Here is a 21,711-nt window from a genome sequence, read left to right as displayed (position 1 = left end):
ACGTGACCCGGATCACACGGAACGTTCGGGGCGTGCGGGTCCTCCTTCAGGTGTCGGCGCCCCGGGCGCCCGACGCGCTCTCGACCTCGAACCCGATACGGAGGGACCCCATGGCGGTCATCGACATCGAGCGGCCTCGTGCGGCCGGCGGCGGGCGTGCCGTCGCAATGCTGCTCGCCGTGCTCGCGCTGGTGCACGTCTACTGGGCGACGGGGCTGACCTGGCCCGCCGCCGACGAGCGGGGGTTGTCGCTCGCCGTGCTCGGCAGCGTCGTGTCCTTCGGGCCCGCGGTGGTGCTGCCGCTCGCGGTGGTCGAAGGCGCCGCCGCGGTCGCCGTGGCCGCCCAGGCCGGTGGGGGCCGCGGCCGTCGGATCCCGCGTCTCGTCACGTACGCCGTGGCCGGCGGGATGCTGCTGCGCGGGGCGGCCGGTCTCGTGTGGATCGTGGTGGGCCGGGACGGCTCGGGGGCGGCGTTCCCCTGGCTGAACGCGCTGCTCTACACCCCGCTGAGCCTCGTCTTCGGCTGGACGGCCCTGCGTGCCGCCCGCTGAGGCCGGCGGTCCCGTCGACCGGGGTGTCGCGCTCGTCCGGGCCGCCCGGCGGGGCGACACCCTGGCCCTGCACGACCTGCTCGACCACCTCACCCCGTACATCTCCCGGATCTGCGGGCCCATCGCCCTCGACGACGGGCCGGACGCCGCCCAGGAGGCCCTGGTCGCCGTCTTCACCTCGCTGCGGTCGCTGCGGGAGCCCGAGGCGCTGTACGGGTGGGTGCGGGCGATCGCCGTGCGGGAGGCGGTCCGGGTCGCCCGGCGGGCGGCGCGGGCGCGGCCGGCGGAGCTGCCCGACGTGCCGGAGCGGGGCGATCCGCAGCTGGCCGCGGACATCGGCGACGTCCTGGCCCGGCTGTCGCCGGCGCACCGGGCGGTGCTTGTGCTGCGGGACGTCGAGGGGATGGACGAGGAGGCCGCTGCGGCGCTCCTCGGGGTGCCGGCCGGCACCGCGAAGTCCCGGTTGCACCGGGCACGGCAGAGCTTCCGAAGGGCGTGGTCCGCGTGAGGGACGGTTTGGCGATCGACGAGGTGCGCCGGCTGCGGGTGATGGGCGCCGGGGTCCGGGGCGCCCGGATCGTGGAGCGGGTGCTGCCCGCGCCGCTGGACGTGGTGTGGGGGGTCATGGGCGATCTGGAGGGCGGCTTCGGGGAGTTCCAGCCCGACATGCGCTCGGTGCGGGTGCTGCGCCGTGACGGTGAACGGGTGGAGGCCCTGGCCCGCAGCCGCTACGGTCTGCGGGCCAGGTTCCACGGGGTGCTGCGGCCGGGCTGGTGCTGGCTGCAGAGCCGGTTCCTGGTCATCGGGATGGCCGCGGTCGAGGAGGGCGAGGGGACCCGGGTGGCGCTGACCGGCGGCGTCCGTGTCCCGGGGCGGGCCGCGCTCGTGCCGTTCGGGGCGCGCCGTGAACTGGAGCGGGCCATGGCGCGCCTCGCCGAACGGGTCGCCGGTTAGTCCTTGTCCGGGCTGGTGATGTTGACCATCCAGGTGATGCCGAAGCGGTCCGTGCACATGCCGAAGACGTCGCCCCACATCTGCTTCTCCAGCGGGACGGAGACCGTGCCGGAGCCGGAGAGCTGCTCCCAGTAGCCGCGGAGTTCGCCGTCGTCCTCGCCGCTGACGCTGACGGAGATGTTGGTGCCGGGCTGGTGCGGCATGCCCGGGGGGACGTCCCCGGCCATGAGGGTGAAGCCGCTGTCGGTCTCCAGCATGGAGTGCATGATCTTGTCGGCGTTGTCTCCGGCGTCCTTGTCGCCGAAGGAGGCGCCGTAGGTGTTGAGCGCGAGGGTGCCGCCGAAGACCTCCTTGTAGAACTCCATGGCCTGGCGGGCGTCGCCGTCGAAGGTGATGTACGGGTTGAGCCGAGAGGGCACGAGCCTCCCCTTCCGTGACGGGTCGGTGGTCCCGGCCGAGGCTAGAGGACGTCCCGCCCCCGGCCGGTGCGGCGCACTCGGCCGGCGGACCGGAATTCGACCTGTTGCCTCAACCCGCCGGCTTCACCGCACGGTCACGCGTCCTGGATCCGGCGGAACGGCCGGTCCGCCTCCAGGGTGAACGCCACGTCCAGGAGGGTCCGTTCGCCTCCGGGGCGGCCGGAGAACATGACGCCGACGGGCAGTCCCTCGTCCGTCGCCCGGGTGCTGGGCAGGGAGATCGACGGGGTGCCGACGACGTTGTCGACGGGGGTGAACGCCACGTACTGGAGGATCCGCTCGATCAGCGTCGGGTACGGGACCGTCGGGGCGAGGTGGCCGATCGGCGGGGCGGGGTGGGCGAGGACCGGGGTGAGCAGCAGGTCGAGTCCGCGGAAGGCCGCCGCGTACGCCACCTTCGTCCGCTTCAGCCGCCGCAGCACACCCGGGGTGCCCCGCCAGTTCTCCAGGTAGGTCGCGCGCAGTCCGCGGCTGAGGCCGTCCATGCGGTGCCGGTCGAAGTCCGGGCCGAAGGTCCGGCCGGTGGCGCCGAGGAGGAACGACAGCATCCCCCAGTAGGTGAGGAAGTCCTCGGTGAAGCGCGGGTCGATGGCCATCTCGACCGGTTCCACGGTGTGGCCGAGCCGTTCGAGCCGCGTCGCCGTCTCCGTGACGGCCTCGCGGGTGGCGGTGTCGGAGGCGACGCCGTTCGGCGAGTCGAGGAGGAGTCCGATGCGGAGGCGCCGTCCTGAGGGCCCTTCGACCAGGCCGACCGGCGGCAGCTTCGGGTTGCGCCAGTGGGTCTCGGCGGCGGCGAGGAACGCGGCGGTGTCGCGTACGGAGCGGCTCACGATCCCGTCGACGACGAGGTCCAGGGGCAGCCGGCGGCTCTGGTCGTTCGGGACGACCCGGCCGCGGGTCGGCTTGAGGCCGACGAGCCCGCAGCAGGCGGCGGGGATCCGGATGGATCCGCCGCCGTCGTTGGCGTGGGCGATCGGGACCGCGCCGGCGGCGACGAGCGCGGCGCTGCCGCCCGAGGAGCCGCCGGCGGAGTGGCCGGTGTTCCAGGGGTTGCGGACGGGTTCGGCGTTCTCGTACTCCGTGGTGGGGCTGAAGCCGAACTCGGGCAGCCGGGTCTTGCCGAGCACGGTGACGCCGGTGCTCAGGAACTGCCCGGTGAAGGGCGCGTGCCGTCGCGCGGCCCTCGGTGTGAAGGCCGCGCTGCCGTGGCCGGTGGGCAGCCCCTGGTGGTCGGTGTTGTCCTTGACGAAGGTCGGGACGCCCGCGAAGGCGCCGCCGGGCGCGGTGGCGGGCGCCGGGGATGCGGCGTGCACCTGGACGGCGTGGAGCCGTTCCTCGACGGCCCGCACCCGCTCGGCCGCGTCCCGGGCGGCCTCGGCGGCGCCGACCTCGCCGCGGCGGATGGCCGCGGCGAGCCCGACGGCGTCGTGCTCTCCCAGGGCGTCGTCCCGGAAGGCGTGCACCCTGGTCTTCTCGTCGTACGTCGTCACCGTCAGCCCCCGGCCGTGTGGATGGTCGCCCACCATCATTGCCTACCGGTGGGTAACAGGCGAGGGGTCGGCGGGGGTCATCGCCCTTGGAGCGCCTTGACGTTGTCGCCGAAGGTCCAGTTCTTCGAGCCGTCCCAGTTGGCCGACCAGGTCATCAGGCCCTTGAGCGAGCCGCCGTAGTGGTTCCAGGCCTGGGCGACGGCCGACGGCGCCATGTACCCGCCACCGGCGCCGGGCTGCGCGGGGAGGCCGGGGACCTGCTTGTCGTACGGGACCTTGACGGTGGTGCCCTGGATCACGAGCCCGCGGTTCAGGCAGTCGGTCTGGGCGACGAACCCGGCGACGGTGCCGGCGGAGTAGGAGTCGCCGGAGCAGCCGTACATGCTGCCGTTGTAGTACTGCATGTTCAGCCACCACAGGCGCCCGTTGTCCGCGTACTTCTTGACGATCGGCAGGTACGCGCCCCAGATCGACCCGTACGCCACGCTGCCGCCGGTGACGTACGCGGTCTCCGGCGCCATCGTCAGGCCGAAGCCGGCGGGCATGCGGGCGAGGACCCCGTCGATGATGTGCACGAGGTTGGCCTGCGAGGTGGAGAGGGTGCCGATGCTGCCGCTGCCGACGAGGCCGGTCTCGATGTCGATGTCGATGCCGTCGAAGTTGTACTTCCGCAGGATCGGCACGACGGTCTCGACGAACCGGTCGGCGACGGCGCGGGAGCTCAGGTCGATCCCGGCGGCGGCGCCCCCGATCGACATCAGGATCGTCGCCCCGGCGGCCTTGGCGCGGCACATCTCCGCCGGGGTGGCGACGCGGACGGTGCTGTCCATGCCGTCCTCCCACAGCACCGTCCCGTCGGAGCGGATGACGGGGAAGGCGGCGTTGATCACGTTGTAACCGTGCGCCGCGAAGCGCGCGTCGTCGATGGGCGCCCAGCCGAAGGGCGGATGGACGCCGTTGACCGAGCCGTCCCAGTTCTCCCAGTACCCCTGGAGCACCTTCCCGGCGGGCTTCGGCTTGAGGGCGCAGGTGTCAGCGGCGGCGGACGGGGACTGCTTCGCGTCCTCGGCCTCGGACGGGGACTGCTTCGCGTCCTCGGCCGCGGACGGGGACTGCTTCGCGTCCTCGGCGGCGGCGGGGCCCGCGAGGACGGCGGCGGCGAGCAGGGTGGCGAGCCCCGCTCCGAGGACACGGGTGATCCGGGGGCCTGGCATGCGTGCTCCTGGGGACGTGGGGGGTGGTCCTGGGCATGGCGCGCGCTCCAGCAGACCGTAAGTTGGTCCAGACCTTTCGTCAACCACCCGTGCACGTACGGGAGTTACCACGACGCAGCTTGACTCCGCACACCCCCGTCACGCCGGAGGCGGTGACCCCGGGGGCCGCCCGCGCCGCCTCCACGCGCGCGTCGCGCGCGGAAACTCCTCGTCGATCAGACGTCCGGTGAGCGCGCCGCCGAACACGACGACGCCCACGGCCACGAGCCAGGTCTGGATGACGAGGAACGCGCCGAACGGGCCGTAGGTGACGGCGCTGGACGCGATCAGCGGGGAGAAGACGAGCCGGGAGAAGATCCGCAGCCCGAGCAGCCCGAGCGTGGTGCACATCGCCCCGGGCAGCAGGGCGAGCCAGGCGATGCGGCCGCCGAGCAGCAGGCGCTGCGACCACCAGAAGAACAGGGTGCCGGTGAGCGCGGTGGCGAGCCCGCGGGCCGGAGTCCCCTGCCAGAACGAGGAGACCGCGAACATGTAGAGGAGCCCGATCAGCACGGCGAGCCAGAGCACATGCCGCCACCGGGCCCACAGCAGGGCCGGCGGGAGGTCCCAGACCTTCTCGTATCCGCTCTGCACCACCGTCCCGAACGTCAGGCCGAAGGCGGCGAGCAGGGCGAGGCCGAAGGCGGTCGTGGTCCGCCGCACCTGGCCCGGCAGCGCGAAGAGCCGCTCGATCTCGGCCCTGGCCGCCTCGGAGACCCCGATGCCGTCACCGAGCCACTGCGCGAACCCCTTCCCGCTGCCCGCGCCCGCCGCCGACACGACGATCAGGAGCGGCACCAGGGTGAGGAAGGAGAGCGCCGCGAACCCCAGCGCACGCTGCCAGAGGCCGAGCTCCTTGACCGGCGCCCACCGGTGTCCGGCCCGGACCCGGCGCATCCCCCGGAGCATCCGCCCGGACCCGACCCGGCGGATCGCGTCGAGCGTCCGCCCGGCCCGGGACCGACGCCCGGCGGGACGGGAGACCATCCCTCCACGGTAGAACCGCGCCGGTCCGGCAACCAGCGGGTCCGCCCGGCACCGGCGTCAGCCCTCGACGCCGGTGGCCTCGTGCGCGGCCCCCACGGGCTTGGACTCGGGGGAGCCGCGCTGGCGCAGATAGACGGAGAGGATCGCCATCGCCGCCACGGCCAGGAGCTCCGACTGCCAGTTCTGCAGGGACCGGTTCCAGAAGTCGGCGGAGCCGAGGTACGCGTGCCAGGGCACGGGGGCCTGGAGCTGCCGCAGCCGCAGCTCGTTGAAGGCGGCGGCGCCGGAGATCGACTGCGCCAGCCAGGACAGCAGGAAGAAGACGGCCATGACGAGGCCGAGGGACCGGGAGTACACCGCCTGCCGCCAGTCCTTCGTACCGGCCCAGCGGGGCGAGTCCGGCCGGGCGTGGTCACCCATGCGCTGTTCGCGCTCGCTCTCCGTGCCCGCCTTGTGCAGCTCCTTGGACTCCGGGGAACCGCGCTGGAGCAGGTAGACCGTGCCGAAGATGTACAGGAAGAACTGGAGGAACTCCGACTGCCAGTTCTCGGTGACGTCGACGGCGAAGTCCGAGGACATCAGGTACTCGCCGAAGCCGATCTGCTGCAGTCCCTCGACGGCGAGCTGCTCGTTGAACTCCGCACGGCCGGCGACCGCCTGGGCGCCCAGGACGACCAGGAACGCCAGCCCGAAACCGAGGGTGAGGCTGTTCGACCGCCAGAATCCGCCCTTCGGGGCCCGGTCGTCCGTCACCGGTGCATCGCTCCGATCACGCTGAAGTAGGCGAGTCCGCCCACCACGGTCACCACGCACACGACGAACAGCGCCCGCACGTCACGCCCCCTTCAGTACGCAGCTGTACGGCGTGTCGCCCGTTCCGGGCGCGCATCCGGCGGCGGTCACCCGCCACCCCTCGTCGAACTGCGAGAGGAACAGGACGTCGCCGCGGAGGCGGAGCAGCGCCTGCCGGCCGTAGACGTCCACGCTCCGCACGGCGCCGCCGCGCGGCAGCTCCTGCGAGGGCAGCGCCTCCGCGCACGGCTTCTTCTCCCCCTCTTCGAGCTGCTCGCGGCTCTCCCGGGCGAGCAGGCCGCAGGCGACGCCGAAGTTTCCGGCGGCGAGGGATTCCTCGAAGAACCGGCCCGCGTCCGTCGCCCCGTCCACGCGCGCCTGCGGCGCGCCGCAGCCGGACAGGGCGGCGACCAGGGCCGTCGTCACTCCGAGGAGCAGGGGCACTCTCACACCCTCAGCCTGCCGGTGCGGACGGTCTCGGCAAGGGGCGGGAGCCGAATGGACACGGGCCTCACCTGTTCGGGTCACCGCGGGTGACGACGTGCGTGCGCGGGCGGCCCACGAGACCATGGAGACGGAGAGGGGACGCCATGAGTGAGTTCGACATCTGGAACTACCGCCCGAGCACCGGGTACCGGCAGGGCGTCGATCTCGTCGGCTACAAGGTCGAGGCGACGGACGGCGCGATCGGGAAGATCGACCGGCACACCGAGGACGTCGGCTCCTCGTATCTGGTCGTCGACGTGGGGATCTGGATCTTCGGCAGACGGGTCCTCCTCCCCGCCGGGACCATCGAGCTGATCGACACCGCCGAGGAGAAGGTGTACGTCGACCGCACGAAGGACCAGATCAAGGACGCCCCGGACTTCGACGAGGCGAAGTACTCCGACGAGCCGACCTATCTGGAGCAGTTCGCCCGGTACTACGGCCAGCCGCACATGTGAGGGCGCCGGCCCCGATGGGCGTGCGTCACCGGCCGCTCGACGCGTCCTCCCCCAGGGCCTGAGCCGAGCGCTCCGTCCGGCGGTCGCGCCAGGCCGGGACGAGGGCCGTGAGCATCAGGGCGGCGGTGAGGGCGAAGGCCCACGGGTAGCCGGTGCGGGCCGCGAGGAACCCGAAGCCGACGGCCCCGACGCCCATGCCCGCGTCGAAGGCCACGTTCCACAGGGCGCTGACGGTTCCGTAACCGGAGGTGGGCACCCGCGCGTACATCAGGGTCAGGGTGGCGTTCTGGGTGATGCCGAAGCCGATCCCGAACAGGGTGACGCCGATGACGACGGCGACCGGACTGCGGGTCAGGGCGGTGAGCAGCGTTCCCCCGGCCGCGAGGGCGAGGCCGGGCATCAGGAGTACGGCGGGACCGTGCCGGTCGCCGTGCCGTCCGGCCACCCAGCGGGCCGCCGTCGCCGCCGCGGACTGGGCGAACAGGGCCGTGGCGACGACACCCGCGGAGGCCGCGGGAACGGCGAGCGGGAGGAACGTGACGAGGATTCCGGCGGCGAGGGCGGTCGCCGCGAAGACGACGGCGGGCCGGGACAGCGCGGCCGTCCTCAACCCGGCCGTCACCCCGATCACCCGCTCCGAGGTGGGTTCGCGGTCCGGCAGTCCCGGCACCGAGACGACGGCGACAAGGGCGGCGACGGCTCCGGCGGCGAAGACCGGCCCGTACCCCACGTGCGCCGCGAGCCACACGCCCAGCGGCAGCGCCACCAGGGACGGGATTCCGGACACGATGCCGACGATCGCGAGGCCCTCGCCCCGGCGTTCGGCCGGTATGAGCGCGGCCGTGAGGGCACCGCCCGCGACGACGGTGAAGGCGAAGCCCAGACCGCGCAGGACACAGACCGCCGTGATCCAGACGGGGCTCCCGGCGACGGAGAGAGCGAAGGCCGGCGCCCCGAGGAGGACGAGTCCCGCCCCCAGCACGAGGCGGTAGCCGAAGCGGGCGACGAGCCGCGGAGTGGCCAGCTCGCCGCCGACGGTGGCGAGCATCAGGGCGCCCGTGGCGAGCCCGGCGGCATCGCCGTGGCCCCCGCCGGATTCCTCGGCGTAGAGGGGGACGACCGACAGGAGCAGATAGAAGCTCGTCGAGGCGCCGATGATCGAGACGAAACGCAGCAGCAACGGCCGCGTCACCAACGGCGGCCGCGAACCGGCCTGCTCCGCCCGGGAGTTCAGCATCTTGGTCACAGGGCGACGCTAGGGGGCGGGGCGGCTCGTGGGTAAGAGCGCCCTGCCGACCCCGGCGGCCGGCGACCTGCTCCGGGGCGGGTGGACGGCCCTTCCACGGCCGTCGGCCCGGGGGCCTCGGACCGGTTCGAAAAAAACTTCGGCGCGAGGTGAATCCTCTCGGGACCTCCCCGTCTCTTATGTGTGTACCGGCCGAACGGGCCGGTCCGAACCGGGAGGAAACAGCAATTATGGTCACTGCCCTCATCGTCGTCGGCGTGGTGCTCGTGGGTGCGTGCAGCTGGCACCTGATGCGGCGCTTCAACAAGAGCCGAAGCTGACCAGCGCCTGCGCGCGGGGCGCCTTCCGGTATGAGTAGCGCATGAATCAACGCTTCCCCTGGCCTGACGAGCGACTGATCAAGGCCGCTCAGGACGGCGACGTCACGTCGCTCACCACCGTCGTCATGGAATCGCAGCCGCATGTGCGCAAGTTCGCCATATCGCTGTGCGCCTCGCCGCAGGACGCGGAGGACGCGGCACAAGAGGCGCTGATCATCCTGTACCGGAAGATCGGCACCCTGCGGGCCACCGGCGCGCTCGCCTCCTGGATGTTCCGGATCGTGCGCAACGAGTGTCTCCGGCAGGTGCGGCTGCTCGTCGCCCGACGTGACGAAGTACTGGCCGAACCGGAGGCGAGTGCGGAGCCGTCCGCCGAGGAGGCGGTGCTGTACCGCCTTGAGGTGGAGCGGATCGCGGCCGCGGTCAGCGCCCTTCCCCGTGACCAGCGACAGGTCCTGATCATGCGCGACGTCCAGGGCCTGCCCGGCAAGACCGTCGCCCACACGCTCGGTCTGAGCACCGCGGCCATGAAGTCGCGGCTGCACCGGGCACGCGCGGCGCTGCGTCACGCGCTGGAAGCGACCGACCAGGCACCAGATCAGGCCATCGACCGACCAGTCGAAGGAGACTCACGACCATGAAGACCGTGAACATCGTGAAGCCCCCCGAGGGCGTGCAGTCCCCGGTGATCGCGCCGTCCGCGACCCGGGTGGCCGCACCGTCCGCGGCGCCGAACTTCGCGAGCAAGTCCGTCCCGCGCCACCTGGCGCGCGGCGTCATCGGCTTCGGGCTGATCATCGGCTCGATCGCCATGGTGCCCGTCGCCGGCCCGGCCACCCTGCTCGCGGCCCCGCTGGCACTGATCGCCTTCAAGGGCTGCCCCACCTGCTGGATGGTCGGCCTGGTGCAGACGATCTCCCGGGGCCGTCTGGAGCGCGAGTGCGTGGACGGCGTCTGCACCCTCACCAAGGCACACCCGGCGGCGAAGCACGACTGACCCGTCCCCGGCCTTCCGGCCTCCTGCCCCGGCCTGAATTCCACCCTCCCGAAAAGCGTCAAGGAGGGTGGTTTCACCGGGTCCGGAGGCCTCGGCCATACCCCTTCACCAGCGTGAGACGACTGTCTCACGCGAGCCTGCGCAAGAGCCCCCCGGACTATCCGTCACATTCGTTTTGCATACCAACTCGCCGCCCTGGCCATTGGTTTACGGAGCGCCGCCTCGGTGCTAGGGTCCGAAACGAGATTGAGACGGGCAGGGCCGCCGAGTCGGCAACGCCGTTGATCGTGCTTCACGGGGGGAGCAGAACACTATGATCCGCCATGCCCAGATTGGGGCGGCAGATGACCAGATCGTCGCCGTCGTCGGGCTTTCCTGCCGTTTTCCCGGTGGTGCGAGCCCGGCAGAATTCTGGAATCTTCTGAGGAACGGCCGCGACGCCATTGCGGAGCCGCCCGCGGATCGCGCGCACCTCGGTGTCCGGGAGGACGGTTCGCCGCGCCCCGGTGGTTTTCTGCCCCAGGTCGACACCTTCGACGCCGAATTCTTCGGGATATCCCCGCGTGAAGCCGCCGCGATGGACCCGCAGCAGAGGCTCGCCCTGGAGCTCGCCTGGGAGGCGCTCGAGGACGCCGGCATCGTCCCGGCCACGCTCGCCGGCACCGCCACCGGCGTCTTCGTCGGCGCGATCGCCGACGACTACACGGCCGTCACCCACGCGGCGGGCCCCGGGGCCACCTCCGCGCACACGGTGACGGGCCTGCACCGGGGCATCATCGCGAACCGGGTCTCCTACGCCCTCGGGCTCCAGGGCCCCAGCATGGTGGTCGACAGCGCGCAGTCGTCTTCGCTGGTCGCGGTGCATCTGGCCTGCGAGAGCCTGCGCCGCGGCGAGTCCGTGACGGCGCTGGCCGGCGGCATCAACCTCAACCTCGCGCCGGAGAGCACCGAGGCCCTCGCGGCCTTCGGCAGCCTCTCGCCCGACGGGCGATGTTACTCGTTGGACGCCCGGGCGAACGGGTATGTGCGAGGTGAGGGCGGCGGTGTGGTCGCGCTGAAACTCCTCGGTCGGGCCATCGCCGACGGGGACCGCATCCACTGTCTGCTGCACGGTGGAGCCGTCGGCAACGACGGCGCGAGCGACACCCTTCCCACACCTGACGGAAAAGCCCAGGAACACGTCATACGCAGGGCCTGGGAAAACTCCGGTTTACCTCTTGGACACGCGCAATACATTGAAATACACGGGTCGGGAACCCGGGTCGGCGATCCCATCGAAGCCTCTGCTCTGGGCGCCGTATTCTCCTCCTCCCGCACTCCGGACAATCCTCTCCGGCTCGGCTCGGTCAAGACGAACATCGGCCATCTCGAAGGGGCCGCGGGCATAGCGGGGCTCGTCAAGACGATCCTCTGCATCAAAGAGCGGGAAATCGTTCCCACGCTCAACTACCAGACCCCCAATCCGCAGATCCCGTTCGAGGATCTGCGCCTCGCCGCCGCCACCGAAACCGGGCCGTGGCCGAATCCCGACGGCCCGCTCCTCGCGGGTGTGACCTCGGTCGGAATGGGCGGTACGAACTGCCATCTGGTCCTCGGCGAATGGCGGGGAGAAACCGCCTCGACCGAAGAGGACGAGCCGCAGTCGGCACACCGCGCGGGCGACGCCGATCCCCTCCCCTGGGTGCTGTCCGGACGCGGCGACAAGGCCCTCCGGGCCCAGGCCGTCCGACTGCGCGAACACCTCGCCGCGCACCCGGAGTCCGACGTCGCCGAGGTCGCCCGCGCCCTCGCCCACGACCGCACCGCCTTCACCCACCGCGCCGTCCTCACGGGCACCGGCCGTGACGAGCTCCTCGCCGCCCTGGACGCGGTCGCCGAGGCCCGCGTCACCCCGGCCGCGGTCGAGGGCAGCAGCCACCGCACCGTCCGCGAGGCCGTGTTCGTCTTCCCCGGCCAGGGCTCCCAGTGGGCCGGCATGGCCGCCGGACTCCTCGACAGCTCCCCCGTGTTCGCCCGGGTCGTCGAGGACTGCGAGCGGGCGCTCCGCCCCTACCGCGACTGGTCCCTGACCGACGTGCTCCGCGGGACCCCGGGTGCCCCGGACCTGGACCGCGACGACGTCGTGCAGCCCGCCCTGTGGGCCGTGATGGTCGGACTCGCCGCCCTGTGGCGGGAGGCCGGTGTCGAACCGGCCGCGGTCGTCGGCCACTCGCAGGGCGAGATCGCCGCCGCCACCGTCAGCGGCGCGTTGTCCCTCGACGACGCCGCCCGGCTCATCGCCGTACGCAGCGCCGCTCTCGGCGCGCTCGCCGGCCGCGGCGGCGGCATGCTGACCGTGTCGCTGCCCGCCGACCGGGTCCGCGAGGACCTGGCCGGATCACCGCGCCTGAGCGTGGCCGCCGTCAACTCGCCCGGCATGACCGTGGTGGCCGGTGACGGGGACGCCCTCGACGCCCTGGCCGCGCAGTACGGCGAGGACGTGCGGACCCGGCGCGTCCCGGTCGCGTACGCCTCGCACAGCCCGCACGTCGACGCCGTACGCGACACGCTGCCCGCCGAACTCGCCGGCATCGCACCGCGCGCCGGGACCGTGCCGCTGCACTCCACCGTCACCGGCACCGCCCTCGACGGTTCCGAGCTGGACGTCGACTACTGGTACCGCAACCTGCGCGAGCCCGTCGCCTTCGAGCCCGTCGTACGCGCGCTGCTCGACGCGGGTCACGAGCTGTTCATCGAGATGAGCCCGCACCCCGTCCTGGCGCTCGCCGTCCAGCAGACCGCGGAGGCCGCCGACCTGCCCGTCGCCGCGCTCGGCACCCTGCGCCGCGGCGAGGGCGGACGGCAGCGCCTGCTGCTCGCGTTCGGCGAGGCGTTCTGCCACGGCGCGGAGGTGGACTGGTCCACGGTCCTGCCCGCCGGCACCGGCCGCGCCGAGCTGCCGACGTACGCCTTCCAGCGCCGCCGTCACTGGATCTCCGGACAGCCCCACGCCGCCCGGCCCCTGACGCCCGCAGCCGCGCCGACGCAGGCCGCCCCGCTCACAGATGACACCCACGAGGCCGAACCGGGCCTCTCCCTGACCGGTCCGGCCGCCCTGGAGCTCGTACGGGCCCACACCGCCGCCGTGCTCGGTTACGACTCCGTCGCCGACGTCGAGCCCCGGCGGACGTTCAAGGAGCTGGGCATCGACTCGGCGATGGTCGTCGAGCTGCGCAACCGGCTCGTCACCGCCACCGGACGCAAGCTGCCCACGACCATCGTGTACGACCACCCCAGCCCCGCCCGGCTGGCGGCGCTGCTCGCCGACGCCCCGCACGAGGCCGTGACGGCGCCCGAGTCCCGTACCGACGAGGACGACCCCGTCGTGATCGTCGGCATCGGCTGCCGGTTCCCGGGCGGGGTGGACTCCCCCGAGGCGCTCTGGCGGGTCGTCGCCGAGCAGCGCGACGTCATCTCGGGCTTCCCGGCCGACCGGGGCTGGGACCTCGACGGCCTCTACCACCCGGACCCCGCCCACGTGGGGACGACGTACGTCCGCAACGGCGGATTCCTCGAAGGCGCCGCCGAGTTCGACGCCGAGCTGTTCGGGATCTCGCCGCGCGAGGCGCTGGCGATGGACCCGCAGCAGCGTGCCTACCTGGAGGTGTGCTGGGAGGCCCTGGAGCGGGCCGGCATCGCCCCGGACTCGCTGTGCGGGACGCAGACGGGCGTGTTCGCCGGTGTGATGGCCCAGGAGTACGGTCCGCGGCTCGGCGAGGCGGGTGCGGGTGCCGCCGGGTTCGGCCTGACGGGGACCACGCCGAGCGTCACCTCCGGCCGCGTCGCCTACACCCTCGGCCTCCAGGGCCCGGCCCTGACGGTCGACACGGCGTGCTCGTCCTCGCTCGTGGCGCTGCACCTCGCGGTGCGGGCCATCCGGTCGGGCGAGTGCTCGCTCGCCCTCGCCGGCGGTGTGACGGTCATGTCGACGCCCGGGATCTTCGTGGAGTTCTCGCGGCAGCGGGGCCTCGCCACCGACGGCCGGTGCAAGTCCTTCTCTGCGGACGCGGACGGCACGGCCTGGGCCGAAGGCGTCGGTGTCCTCGTCGTGGAGCGCCTCTCGGACGCCCGCCGGCTCGGACACCATGTGCTCGCCGTCGTGGCCGGTACCGCCGTCAACCAGGACGGCGCGTCCAACGGCCTCACCGCCCCCAGCGGCCCCGCGCAGGAACGCGTGATCCGAGCCGCCGTGCAGGACGCCGGCGTCACCTTCTCCGGAGTCGACGCCGTCGAGGCACACGGTACGGGCACGGTGCTCGGTGACCCCATCGAGGCACAGGCCCTCCTCGCCACCTACGGCAGCGAGCGCGACGGACAGCCCCTCATGCTCGGCTCCCTCAAGTCCAACCTCGGACACGCACAGGCCGCCGCAGGCGTCGGCGGCATCATCAAAATGGTCATGGCCCTCCGCCACGCCGAGGTCCCCGCCTCCCTCAACGTCAGCAAGCCGACCGAGCTGGTCGACTGGGCCAACGGCGGCGTCGAAGTCCTCACCGAACCACGCCCCTGGCCCGCCACCGAGGGCAGGGTCCGACGCGCCGGAGTCTCCTCCTTCGGCATCAGCGGCACCAACGCCCACATCATCCTCGCCGAAGCCCCCACCGCGCCCCGCACGCCGGAGACCGGTGCCGGGGACGACGGCGCCCCGCCGCTGTGGGTGCTGTCCGGGCGCACCGAACCGGCGCTCCGCGCCCAGGCCACCGCGCTCGTCGACGCCCTCGACCCCCTCGACGAGGTGTCGACCGCCGACCTCGGCCGTGCCCTCGCCACCACCCGTACCGCCCTCGACCACCGCGCGGCCGTCGCCGCCGAGGACCGCGCGGAGGCCGTCGCCGCGCTGACCGCGCTCGGCCGCGGCGCACCGCACTCCGCGCTGGCCCTCGGCACGGCACGTACCGACGACGGCCTCGCCTACCTCTTCACCGGGCAGGGCAGTCAGCGCGTCGGCATGGGACGCGAACTGTACGAGGCCGAGCCGGTCTTCGCCGCCGCGCTCGACGCGGTCTGCGCCGCACTCGACGCCTGCCGCGCCTCCGTGCCCGGGATGCCGCCGATCCGCGAGGTGATGTTCCACGACGGCGAGGCGCTCGACCGGACCGAGAACACGCAGTGTGCTCTCTTCGCCCTCCAGGTCGCGCTGTACCGCCTCCTGGAGCACCGGGGCCTGGCCCCCGACGCCGTACTCGGGCACTCCATCGGCGAGTTCGCCGCCGCCCACGCCGCCGGGATCCTCACCCTGTCGGACGCCTGCACCCTGGTCGCCGCGCGCGGCCGGCTCATGCAGGCGCTGCCGTCCGGTGGCGCGATGACCGCCGTCCAGGCCTCGCAGGACGAGGTGGCCGCGCTGATCGCGGGCCGTGAGCACGAGGTGAGCATCGCCGCTGTCAACGGCCCCCTTGCCGTGGTCGTCTCCGGCGACGTCGAGGCCGTCGAGGAGGTCGCCGCCTCCTTCGCCGCCCTCGGCCGCAAGACGCGCCGGCTCGTCGTCAGCCACGCCTTCCACTCCCACCGCATGGACGGGATGCTCGACGCGTTCGCCGCCGTCACCTCGGGCGTCGCGTACGCGAAGCCGCGCGTCCCGATGGTGTCCACGGTCACCGGTGAGCCCGTCGAGGTCACGGCCGACTACTGGGTGCGGCAGGTGCGCCGTGAGGTCCGGATGTCCGACGGCCTGACCGCCCTGCACGGGCTCGGCATGCGGACCTTCCTCGAACTCGGCCCGGACGGTGTGCTCTCGGCCCTGGGCCAGGACTGTCTGGACGACGACGCGCTCGCGTTCGTCCCGGTGCTGCGCCGCGGCCGGTCCGAGCGGCGCACCCTGGCCTCCGCGCTCGGCTCCCTGCACGTCCGGGGCCGCAGCCCCGACTGGGGGGCCGTGTTCGGCGCGGGGCGGACGCCCGCCCTGCCCACGTACGCCTTCCAGCGCGAGCGGTACTGGCTGACCGCGCAGGGCACCGCGGGGGCCGCGGGGCACCCGCTGCTCGGCCCGGCCGTCGAGCTCGCCGAATCCGGGCAGACCGTCCTGACCGCCCGGCTCGGCCGCCGCAGCCACCCCTGGCTCGCCGACCACGCCGTCCTCGGCCAGGTCCTGCTGCCGGGCACCGCCTTCCTCGAACTCGCCGCCCGCGCGGGCTCGCAGACCGGGGCTCCGCGAGTCGCCGAACTCACGCTCGTCGCGCCTCTGGTGATCCCCGAGGACGGCCGCACCGAGGTGCAGGTCGTCGTGGCCGCACCCGGCGAGGACGGCCTGCGGACGCTGACCGTGCACGCCCGCGCCGAGACGCCGGACGGCGCCGTCGAGCCGTGGACCCTGCACGCCACCGGCGCGCTCGCCCCGCACGACGGAGCCCCCGCGCCCGCCGCGGCCCGGCCCGCCGGTGAGGGCGAGGCCCTGCCCGTCGACGGCTGCTACGACGACCTGGCCGCCTCGGGCTACGCCTACGGCCCGGTCTTCCAGGGCCTGCGCGCCGCCCGGCGGCACGGCGGCGACCTGCTCGCCGAGGTCGCCCTGCCGGCGTCCGTCACCGACGCCGCCTCGTACGGGCTGCACCCGGCGCTCCTCGACGCGGCCCTGCACCCGATCGTCATCACCGCACTCGAAGCCGGCGGCCGCCGGCTGCTGCCCTTCTCGTGGCGCGACGTGACCGTCCACCAGCCGGGCGCCCGTTCCGTACGCGCCCTGATCACGACCACCGGGCAGGACGCGGTGTCGCTGACGCTGCTCGACGAGTCCCACGCGGTCGTCGTCGAGATCGAGGAGCTGGTCCTGCGCCCCGTCGGCGAGGAGGTGGCCGTCCCGCGCTCCCTCCACCGCCTGGACTGGAAGCCGATCGCGGCGGACGGGGAGGCGTCCCCGTCGGCCGCCGCGCTCGGCTCCGCCGACCTGGGCGTCAGTCCCCGGTACGACGACCTCACGGCCCTGGGCGCGGCCCTCGACGCGGGGCTCCCCGCCCCCGAGGTGGTCTTCGCCCCGGTCACGGAGCCCGGAGACGGCTCCACGGGAAGCTCTCTGCCCGCCGTGCACCGCGCGCTCGCCCTGCTCCAGGCATGGCTGGCCGACGACCGGCTCGCCGACTCCCGACTGGTGCTCGTCACCCGGGCTGCCGTGGCCACGGCGCCGGACGCCGACGCGGACCCCGGCCTCGCGGCCGTATGGGGTCTGGCGCGGTCGGCGCAGACCGAGAACCCCGGGCGGGTCGGACTCCTCGACGTGGAGACGGCGGAGGACTGCCGTACCGCACTGCCGTCGATCGGAGCCGAGCCGCAACTCGCCGTACGCGAAGGGGCTCTGCTCGTGCCCCGGCTCGGACCGGCTGCCGCCGGCGGCGCCCTGGTACCCCCGGCCGGCACGGCCGCGTGGCGGATGGTGGTGCGCGAGCGCGGCACCCTGGACCACCTGGCGCTCGAACCCTTCCCGGAGGCCCTGGCCCCGCTGGGCGACGGCGAGGTGCGCATCGCGATGCGCGCCGCGGGCGTCAACTTCCGCGACGTCCTGGGCACGCTGGGTCTCTACCCCGGCGATCCCGGCCCCCTCGGTCTCGAAGGCGCCGGTGTCGTCACCGAGGTCGGGCCCGGTGTCACGGGTCTCGCCGTCGGTGACCGCGTCATGGGCCTGTTCTCCGGCGCGTTCGGCCCGACGGCCGTCACCGACCACCGGCGGGTCGCCGTCATGCCCGCCGGCTGGACGTTCGCCGAGGCGGCGTCCGCGCCCATCGTGTTCCTGACCGCCTACCACGCCCTGGTCGACCTCGCCGGTCTGAGCAAGGGCGAGCGGGTCCTGATCCACGCGGCGGCGGGCGGCGTCGGCATGGCCGCCGTCCAGCTCGCCCGTCACCTGGGCGCCGAGGTGTACGGCACGGCCGGCCCGGGCAAGTGGGACGCGTTGCGCGGCCTCGGCGTGGACGGGGCGCACCTGGCGTCGTCCCGCACCCTGGACTTCGAGGCGGCGTTCGGCGCGGCCACCGACGGCCACGGCATGGACGTCGTCCTGAACTCGCTCGCCGGCGAGTTCGTGGACGCCTCTCTGCGGCTGCTGCCGCACGGCGGTCGCTTCGTGGAGATGGGCAAGACCGATCTGCGCGACCCGGCGCTCGTCGCGGCCGACCATCCCGGGGTGTACTACCGCTTCTTCGACCTGCTCCAGGAGCCGACCGAGCGGATCGGCGACATGCTCACGGCCGTCATGGAGCTACTGTCCTCGGGGGCCCTGACCCCGCTGCCGGTGAGCGGCTGGGACGTCCGCCGGGCACCGGAGGCCTTCCGGTACGTCAGCCAGGCGCGCCACATCGGCAAGGTCGTCCTCACCCTGCCCCCGGTCCTCGACCCGCAGGGCACCGTCCTGGTCACCGGCGCCACCGGCGCCCTCGGCGGACTGGTCTCCCGGCACCTGGTCACCGAGCACGGCGCCCGACGCCTGCTCCTGGTCAGCCGCCGCGGCGCCGACGCCCCGGGCTCGAAGGAACTCGCCGCCGACCTCGCCGGGCTGGGCGCCGAGGTCACGCTCGCGGCCTGCGACACCGCCGACCGCGACGCGCTCGCCCGGCTGCTCGACGGCGTACGGCTCACCGCCGTCGTCCACGCGGCCGGCGTGCTCGACGACGGCGTGATCACGGCGCTCACCCCCGAGCGCCTGGACACCGTGCTCGCCGCCAAGGCCACCGCGGCCCGGCACCTGCACGAACTGACCGAGGACCAGGACCTGGCGGCCTTCGTCCTCTTCTCCTCCGTCATGGGCGTCATCGGCGGCGCCGGTCAGGGCAACTACGCGGCGGCCAACGCCTCCCTGGACGCCCTCGCCCAGCACCGCAAGGCGCAGGGGCTGCCCGCGGTCTCGCTGGCCTGGGGCATGTGGGCGGAGACGGCCGGACGCCCGGGGGCCGCCGGAATGGCGGGCACCCTGTCCGAGGCCGACCGGGTGCGCATCGCCCGTACCGGCCTCGCGCCCATCGACCGGACGGAGGGCCTGGCCCTGCTCGACGCGGCCCTGCGCGTGGACTCCCCCGCGCTCGTGCCCGCACCGATCGACCGTGCCGCGCTCGGCGCCCTCGGCGCCCAACTGCCCGCCGTCCTGCGGGACCTGGCACCGGCCGCCCCGCGACCGGCCCGGGCCGCGGCGGCCGCGGCCGCGCCCCGGACGACCGAGACCCTCGGCGACCGGCTCGCCGCACTGAGCCCGGCCGAGCGGGAGGAACTCCTCCTCGACCTCGTCCGGGTGCAGACCGCCGCCGTGCTCGGCCGGTCCTCCGCGGCCGGCATCCCCGCCGACCGGCCCTTCAAGGACATGGGCTGCGACTCCCTCACCCTGGTGGAACTGCGCAACCGACTGCAGACCGCGGCCGGTCTGCGGCTGCCGGCCACCTTCCTCTTCAACTACCCGACGCCGCTCGCGGTCGTGGGCCATCTGCAGGACGAACTGGCCCCGGCCGCAACGGAATCCGCCACGGAATCCGCCGACTCGGCGGCCGCATCCGGCCTGGTCGCACTCGACCGGCTGGAAGCGGCACTCGTCGAGCTGCCGGACGACACCCAGGACGAGGTGCGCGCCGAGATCGTCCAGCGGCTCCAGGCCCTCGCGGCCCGGGTGCCCGCTCAGCGCGCCCCCGTCGAGGACGATCTGTCCGCACGGGTCCAGTCGGCCTCGGTCGACGAACTCCTCGCGTTCATCGACTCCGAACTCTGACCCCACGTCCGCGACGCCGGACCCTCACCCCTCTCTCATCCCGTTCGCCGCGGCGCGGCGTGCCCCAGGCACGCCGCCCGGGCAGCCATGCCCGGAAACCGCGCACGCACGGCTCCACAACGCCTACGGGGGCATCACCGTCATGACAACAACGGACAACGACAAACTCGTCGAATACCTCAAGCGCCTCACCGTCGACCTGCACCAGTCCCGGCAGCGGGTCCGTGAACTGGAGGCCGGAACCAACGATCCGATCGCGATCGTCGGCATGGGCTGCCGGTTCCCGGGCGGCGTGGACTCGCCCGAGGCGCTGTGGCGCGTCGTCGCCGAGCAGCGCGACGTCATCTCGGGTCTGCCGACCGACCGGGGCTGGGACCTCGACGGCCTCTACCACCCCGACCCGGACCACGCCGGGACGTCGTACGTGCGCAACGGCGGCTTCCTGCACGGCGCCTCCGCGTTCGACCCGGCCTTCTTCGGGATCTCGCCCCGCGAGGCCCTGTCGATGGACCCGCAGCAGCGGCTGCTCCTCGAGGTGTCGTGGGAGGCCCTGGAGCGGGCCGGCATCACGCCCGGTTCGCTGCACGGCACGTCGACGGGCGTGTTCCTCGGAGCCATCGCGCAGGAGTACGGCCCGCGGCTCGGCGAGGCGAGCGCGGCCGCCACCGGGTTCGGGCTCACGGGCACGACGTCGAGCGTGGCCTCGGGCCGCGTCGCCTACACCCTGGGCCTGCAGGGCCCGGCGCTCACGGTCGACACGGCGTGCTCGTCCTCGCTCGTCGCCCTGCACCTGGCGGTCAACGCCCTGCGGTCCGGCGAGTGCTCGCTGGCGCTCGCCGGGGGTGTGACGGTCATGTCGACACCGGGCATCTTCGTCGAGTTCTCCCGCCAGAAGGGGCTCGCTCCCGACGGCCGGTGCAAGTCGTTCTCCGCGGACGCGGACGGCACGGCGTGGGCCGAGGGCGTCGGCGTCCTCGTCGTCGAGAAGCTGTCGGACGCCCGGCGCCTGGGCCACAAGGTCCTTGCCGTGGTGGCCGGTTCGGCCGTCAACCAGGACGGCGCTTCCAACGGCCTCACCGCCCCCAGCGGCCCGGCACAGGAGCGGGTGATCCGGGCGGCCGTGCAGGACGCAGGGGTGCCCTTCGCCGGTGTCGACGCCGTCGAGGCGCACGGTACGGGCACGGTGCTCGGCGACCCCATCGAGGCACAGGCCCTCCTCGCCACGTACGGCAAGGAGCGCGACGGGCAGCCCCTGATGCTGGGGTCCCTCAAGTCCAACCTGGGGCACTCCCAGGCGGCCGCCGGTGTCGGTGGCGTCATCAAGATGGTCATGGCCCTGCGCAACGCCGAGTTGCCGGCCTCGCTGAACGTCAGCAAGCCGAGCGAACTGGTCGACTGGGCCAACGGCGGCGTCGAGGTGCTCACCGCGCCGCGCCCCTGGCCCGCCGAGGAGGGCAGGGTCCGGCGCGCCGGAGTCTCGTCGTTCGGCATCAGCGGCACGAACGCCCACGTCATCCTCGCGGAAGCCCCCGCCGAGCAGCCTGCCGAGACGGCCGAGGACCCGGCGCCGGACGGCTCCCTGGACGGCTCGGGACTGCCGTGGCTGGTCTCGGCGCGTACGGCGGACGCGCTCGCCGAGGCGGCCGGGCAGCTGGCCGCGTACGTACGGGAACGGCCGGGGCTCGGCGCGGCCGACGTGGCGCTCTCCCTCGCCGTCGGGCGCTCCGCCTTCGAGTCCCGGGCCGTGGTGCCCGGCGCCGACGGGCGGGACGGGCTGCTGGCCGGTCTGGACGCCCTGGCCTCCCGGGAGGTCGACGGCGAGCACGGCGTGTCCCCCTCCCGCGCCGTGTTCGTGTTCCCCGGTCAGGGTTCGCAGTGGGTCGGCATGGCCACGGCGCTCCTGGACTCCTCGCCGGAGTTCGCCCGCGTCATCGCCGAGTGCGAGGCGGCCCTCGCGCCGTTCGTGGACTGGTCACTGAC

General features: G+C 73.6%; 15 protein-coding genes. 8 read left to right on the top strand and 7 right to left on the bottom strand.

The annotated features are described in order from the left end of the window. The first annotated feature begins 110 nt into the window (after nt 1–110). From ACWGN5_RS37705 to ACWGN5_RS37695, 3 genes are read left to right on the top strand one after another with little or no spacing between them, the layout of a single operon-like run. Entirely contained in the window at nt 111–551 is a 441-nt protein-coding gene (locus ACWGN5_RS37705; protein ID WP_453522921.1) for a DUF3995 domain-containing protein, read from the top strand. Next, the gene (locus ACWGN5_RS37700; RefSeq protein ID WP_453522920.1) at nt 538–1,059 is read left to right on the top strand and encodes an RNA polymerase sigma factor; all 522 of its coding nucleotides are present in this window, start codon (nt 538–540) and stop codon (nt 1,057–1,059) included. The genes ACWGN5_RS37705 and ACWGN5_RS37700 overlap by 14 nt, the downstream gene beginning before the upstream one ends. Beyond that, nucleotides 1,056–1,505, top strand: coding sequence for a hypothetical protein (locus tag ACWGN5_RS37695; RefSeq protein WP_453522919.1), 450 nt, complete (start codon nt 1,056–1,058; stop codon nt 1,503–1,505). Before ACWGN5_RS37700 ends, ACWGN5_RS37695 begins: the two co-directional genes overlap by 4 nt. Here the strand turns inward: ACWGN5_RS37695 and ACWGN5_RS37690 are convergent. The 6 genes from ACWGN5_RS37690 to ACWGN5_RS37665 all read right to left on the bottom strand — a co-directional run bounded on the left by ACWGN5_RS37690 (nt 1,502) and on the right by ACWGN5_RS37665 (nt 6,956). Further along, the gene (locus ACWGN5_RS37690) at nt 1,502–1,924 is read right to left on the bottom strand and encodes a VOC family protein (protein ID WP_453522918.1); all 423 of its coding nucleotides are present in this window, start codon (nt 1,922–1,924) and stop codon (nt 1,502–1,504) included. The genes ACWGN5_RS37695 and ACWGN5_RS37690 overlap by 4 nt on opposite strands. Before the next feature lie 134 nt (nt 1,925–2,058). Then, nucleotides 2,059–3,474, bottom strand: coding sequence for an amidase (locus ACWGN5_RS37685; protein WP_453522917.1), 1,416 nt, complete (start codon nt 3,472–3,474; stop codon nt 2,059–2,061). 77 nt (nt 3,475–3,551) lie between these two features. After that, nucleotides 3,552–4,688 carry a chitinase gene (locus ACWGN5_RS37680; protein ID WP_453522916.1) on the bottom strand — a complete coding sequence of 379 codons (1,137 nt, stop codon included), beginning with the start codon at nt 4,686–4,688 and terminating at the stop codon, nt 3,552–3,554. Between the two features lie 138 nt (nt 4,689–4,826). Next, nucleotides 4,827–5,636: a ribonuclease BN gene (locus tag ACWGN5_RS37675; RefSeq protein ID WP_453522928.1), complete on the bottom strand. Its 810-nt coding sequence runs from the start codon at nt 5,634–5,636 to the stop codon at nt 4,827–4,829. A 135-nt stretch (nt 5,637–5,771) separates the two neighbouring features. Next, nucleotides 5,772–6,467, bottom strand: coding sequence for a DUF6766 family protein (locus ACWGN5_RS37670; protein WP_453522915.1), 696 nt, complete (start codon nt 6,465–6,467; stop codon nt 5,772–5,774). Between the two features lie 81 nt (nt 6,468–6,548). Then, complete coding sequence (locus ACWGN5_RS37665) at nt 6,549–6,956, bottom strand: hypothetical protein (protein ID WP_453522914.1); 408 nt, start codon at nt 6,954–6,956, stop codon at nt 6,549–6,551. A 140-nt stretch (nt 6,957–7,096) separates the two neighbouring features. Here ACWGN5_RS37665 and ACWGN5_RS37660 point away from each other — a divergent pair, with 140 nt between their 5' ends. After that, nucleotides 7,097–7,450, top strand: coding sequence for a PRC-barrel domain-containing protein (locus ACWGN5_RS37660; protein ID WP_453522913.1), 354 nt, complete (start codon nt 7,097–7,099; stop codon nt 7,448–7,450). Between the two features lie 25 nt (nt 7,451–7,475). Here ACWGN5_RS37660 and ACWGN5_RS37655 read toward each other — a convergent pair whose 3' ends face one another. Then, the gene (locus ACWGN5_RS37655; RefSeq protein ID WP_453522927.1) at nt 7,476–8,687 is read right to left on the bottom strand and encodes an MFS transporter; all 1,212 of its coding nucleotides are present in this window, start codon (nt 8,685–8,687) and stop codon (nt 7,476–7,478) included. A 370-nt stretch (nt 8,688–9,057) separates the two neighbouring features. Here ACWGN5_RS37655 and ACWGN5_RS37650 point away from each other — a divergent pair, with 370 nt between their 5' ends. From ACWGN5_RS37650 to ACWGN5_RS37635, 4 genes are all read left to right on the top strand, one after another. After that, nucleotides 9,058–9,657: an RNA polymerase sigma factor gene (locus ACWGN5_RS37650; RefSeq protein ID WP_453522912.1), complete on the top strand. Its 600-nt coding sequence runs from the start codon at nt 9,058–9,060 to the stop codon at nt 9,655–9,657. Further along, the gene (locus ACWGN5_RS37645) at nt 9,654–10,013 is read left to right on the top strand and encodes a hypothetical protein (protein ID WP_453522911.1); all 360 of its coding nucleotides are present in this window, start codon (nt 9,654–9,656) and stop codon (nt 10,011–10,013) included. The genes ACWGN5_RS37650 and ACWGN5_RS37645 overlap by 4 nt, the downstream gene beginning before the upstream one ends. Before the next feature lie 313 nt (nt 10,014–10,326). Continuing rightward, nucleotides 10,327–19,731, top strand: a complete 9,405-nt coding sequence (locus tag ACWGN5_RS37640; protein WP_453522910.1) for a type I polyketide synthase — start codon at nt 10,327–10,329, stop codon at nt 19,729–19,731. A gap of 142 nt (nt 19,732–19,873) precedes the next feature. Further along, nucleotides 19,874–21,711, top strand: a 1,838-nt coding sequence (locus ACWGN5_RS37635) for a type I polyketide synthase (protein WP_453522909.1), incomplete at its 3' end; no start/stop codon positions are given.

This window comes from Streptomyces sp. NPDC055815, from assembly GCF_053616475.1.
The sequence above is the reverse complement of the archived record's forward strand: the minus strand, read 5'-3'. Positions and strand labels throughout refer to the sequence as shown.

Bases quoted from the DNA above. Each gene is read 5' to 3' on its own strand.
- ACWGN5_RS37705 (WP_453522921.1), top strand. From the start codon at position 111: ATGGCGGTCATCGACATCGAGCGGCCTCGTGCGGCCGGCGGCGGGCGT.
- ACWGN5_RS37680 (WP_453522916.1), bottom strand. From the start codon at position 4,688: ATGCCAGGCCCCCGGATCACCCGTGTCCTCGGAGCGGGGCTCGCCACC.
- ACWGN5_RS37675 (WP_453522928.1), bottom strand. From the start codon at position 5,636: ATGCTCCGGGGGATGCGCCGGGTCCGGGCCGGACACCGGTGGGCGCCG.
- ACWGN5_RS37660 (WP_453522913.1), top strand. From the start codon at position 7,097: ATGAGTGAGTTCGACATCTGGAACTACCGCCCGAGCACCGGGTACCGG.
- ACWGN5_RS37655 (WP_453522927.1), bottom strand. From the start codon at position 8,687: ATGCTGAACTCCCGGGCGGAGCAGGCCGGTTCGCGGCCGCCGTTGGTG.
- ACWGN5_RS37650 (WP_453522912.1), top strand. From the start codon at position 9,058: ATGAATCAACGCTTCCCCTGGCCTGACGAGCGACTGATCAAGGCCGCT.
- ACWGN5_RS37645 (WP_453522911.1), top strand. From the start codon at position 9,654: ATGAAGACCGTGAACATCGTGAAGCCCCCCGAGGGCGTGCAGTCCCCG.
- ACWGN5_RS37640 (WP_453522910.1), top strand. From the start codon at position 10,327: ATGATCCGCCATGCCCAGATTGGGGCGGCAGATGACCAGATCGTCGCC.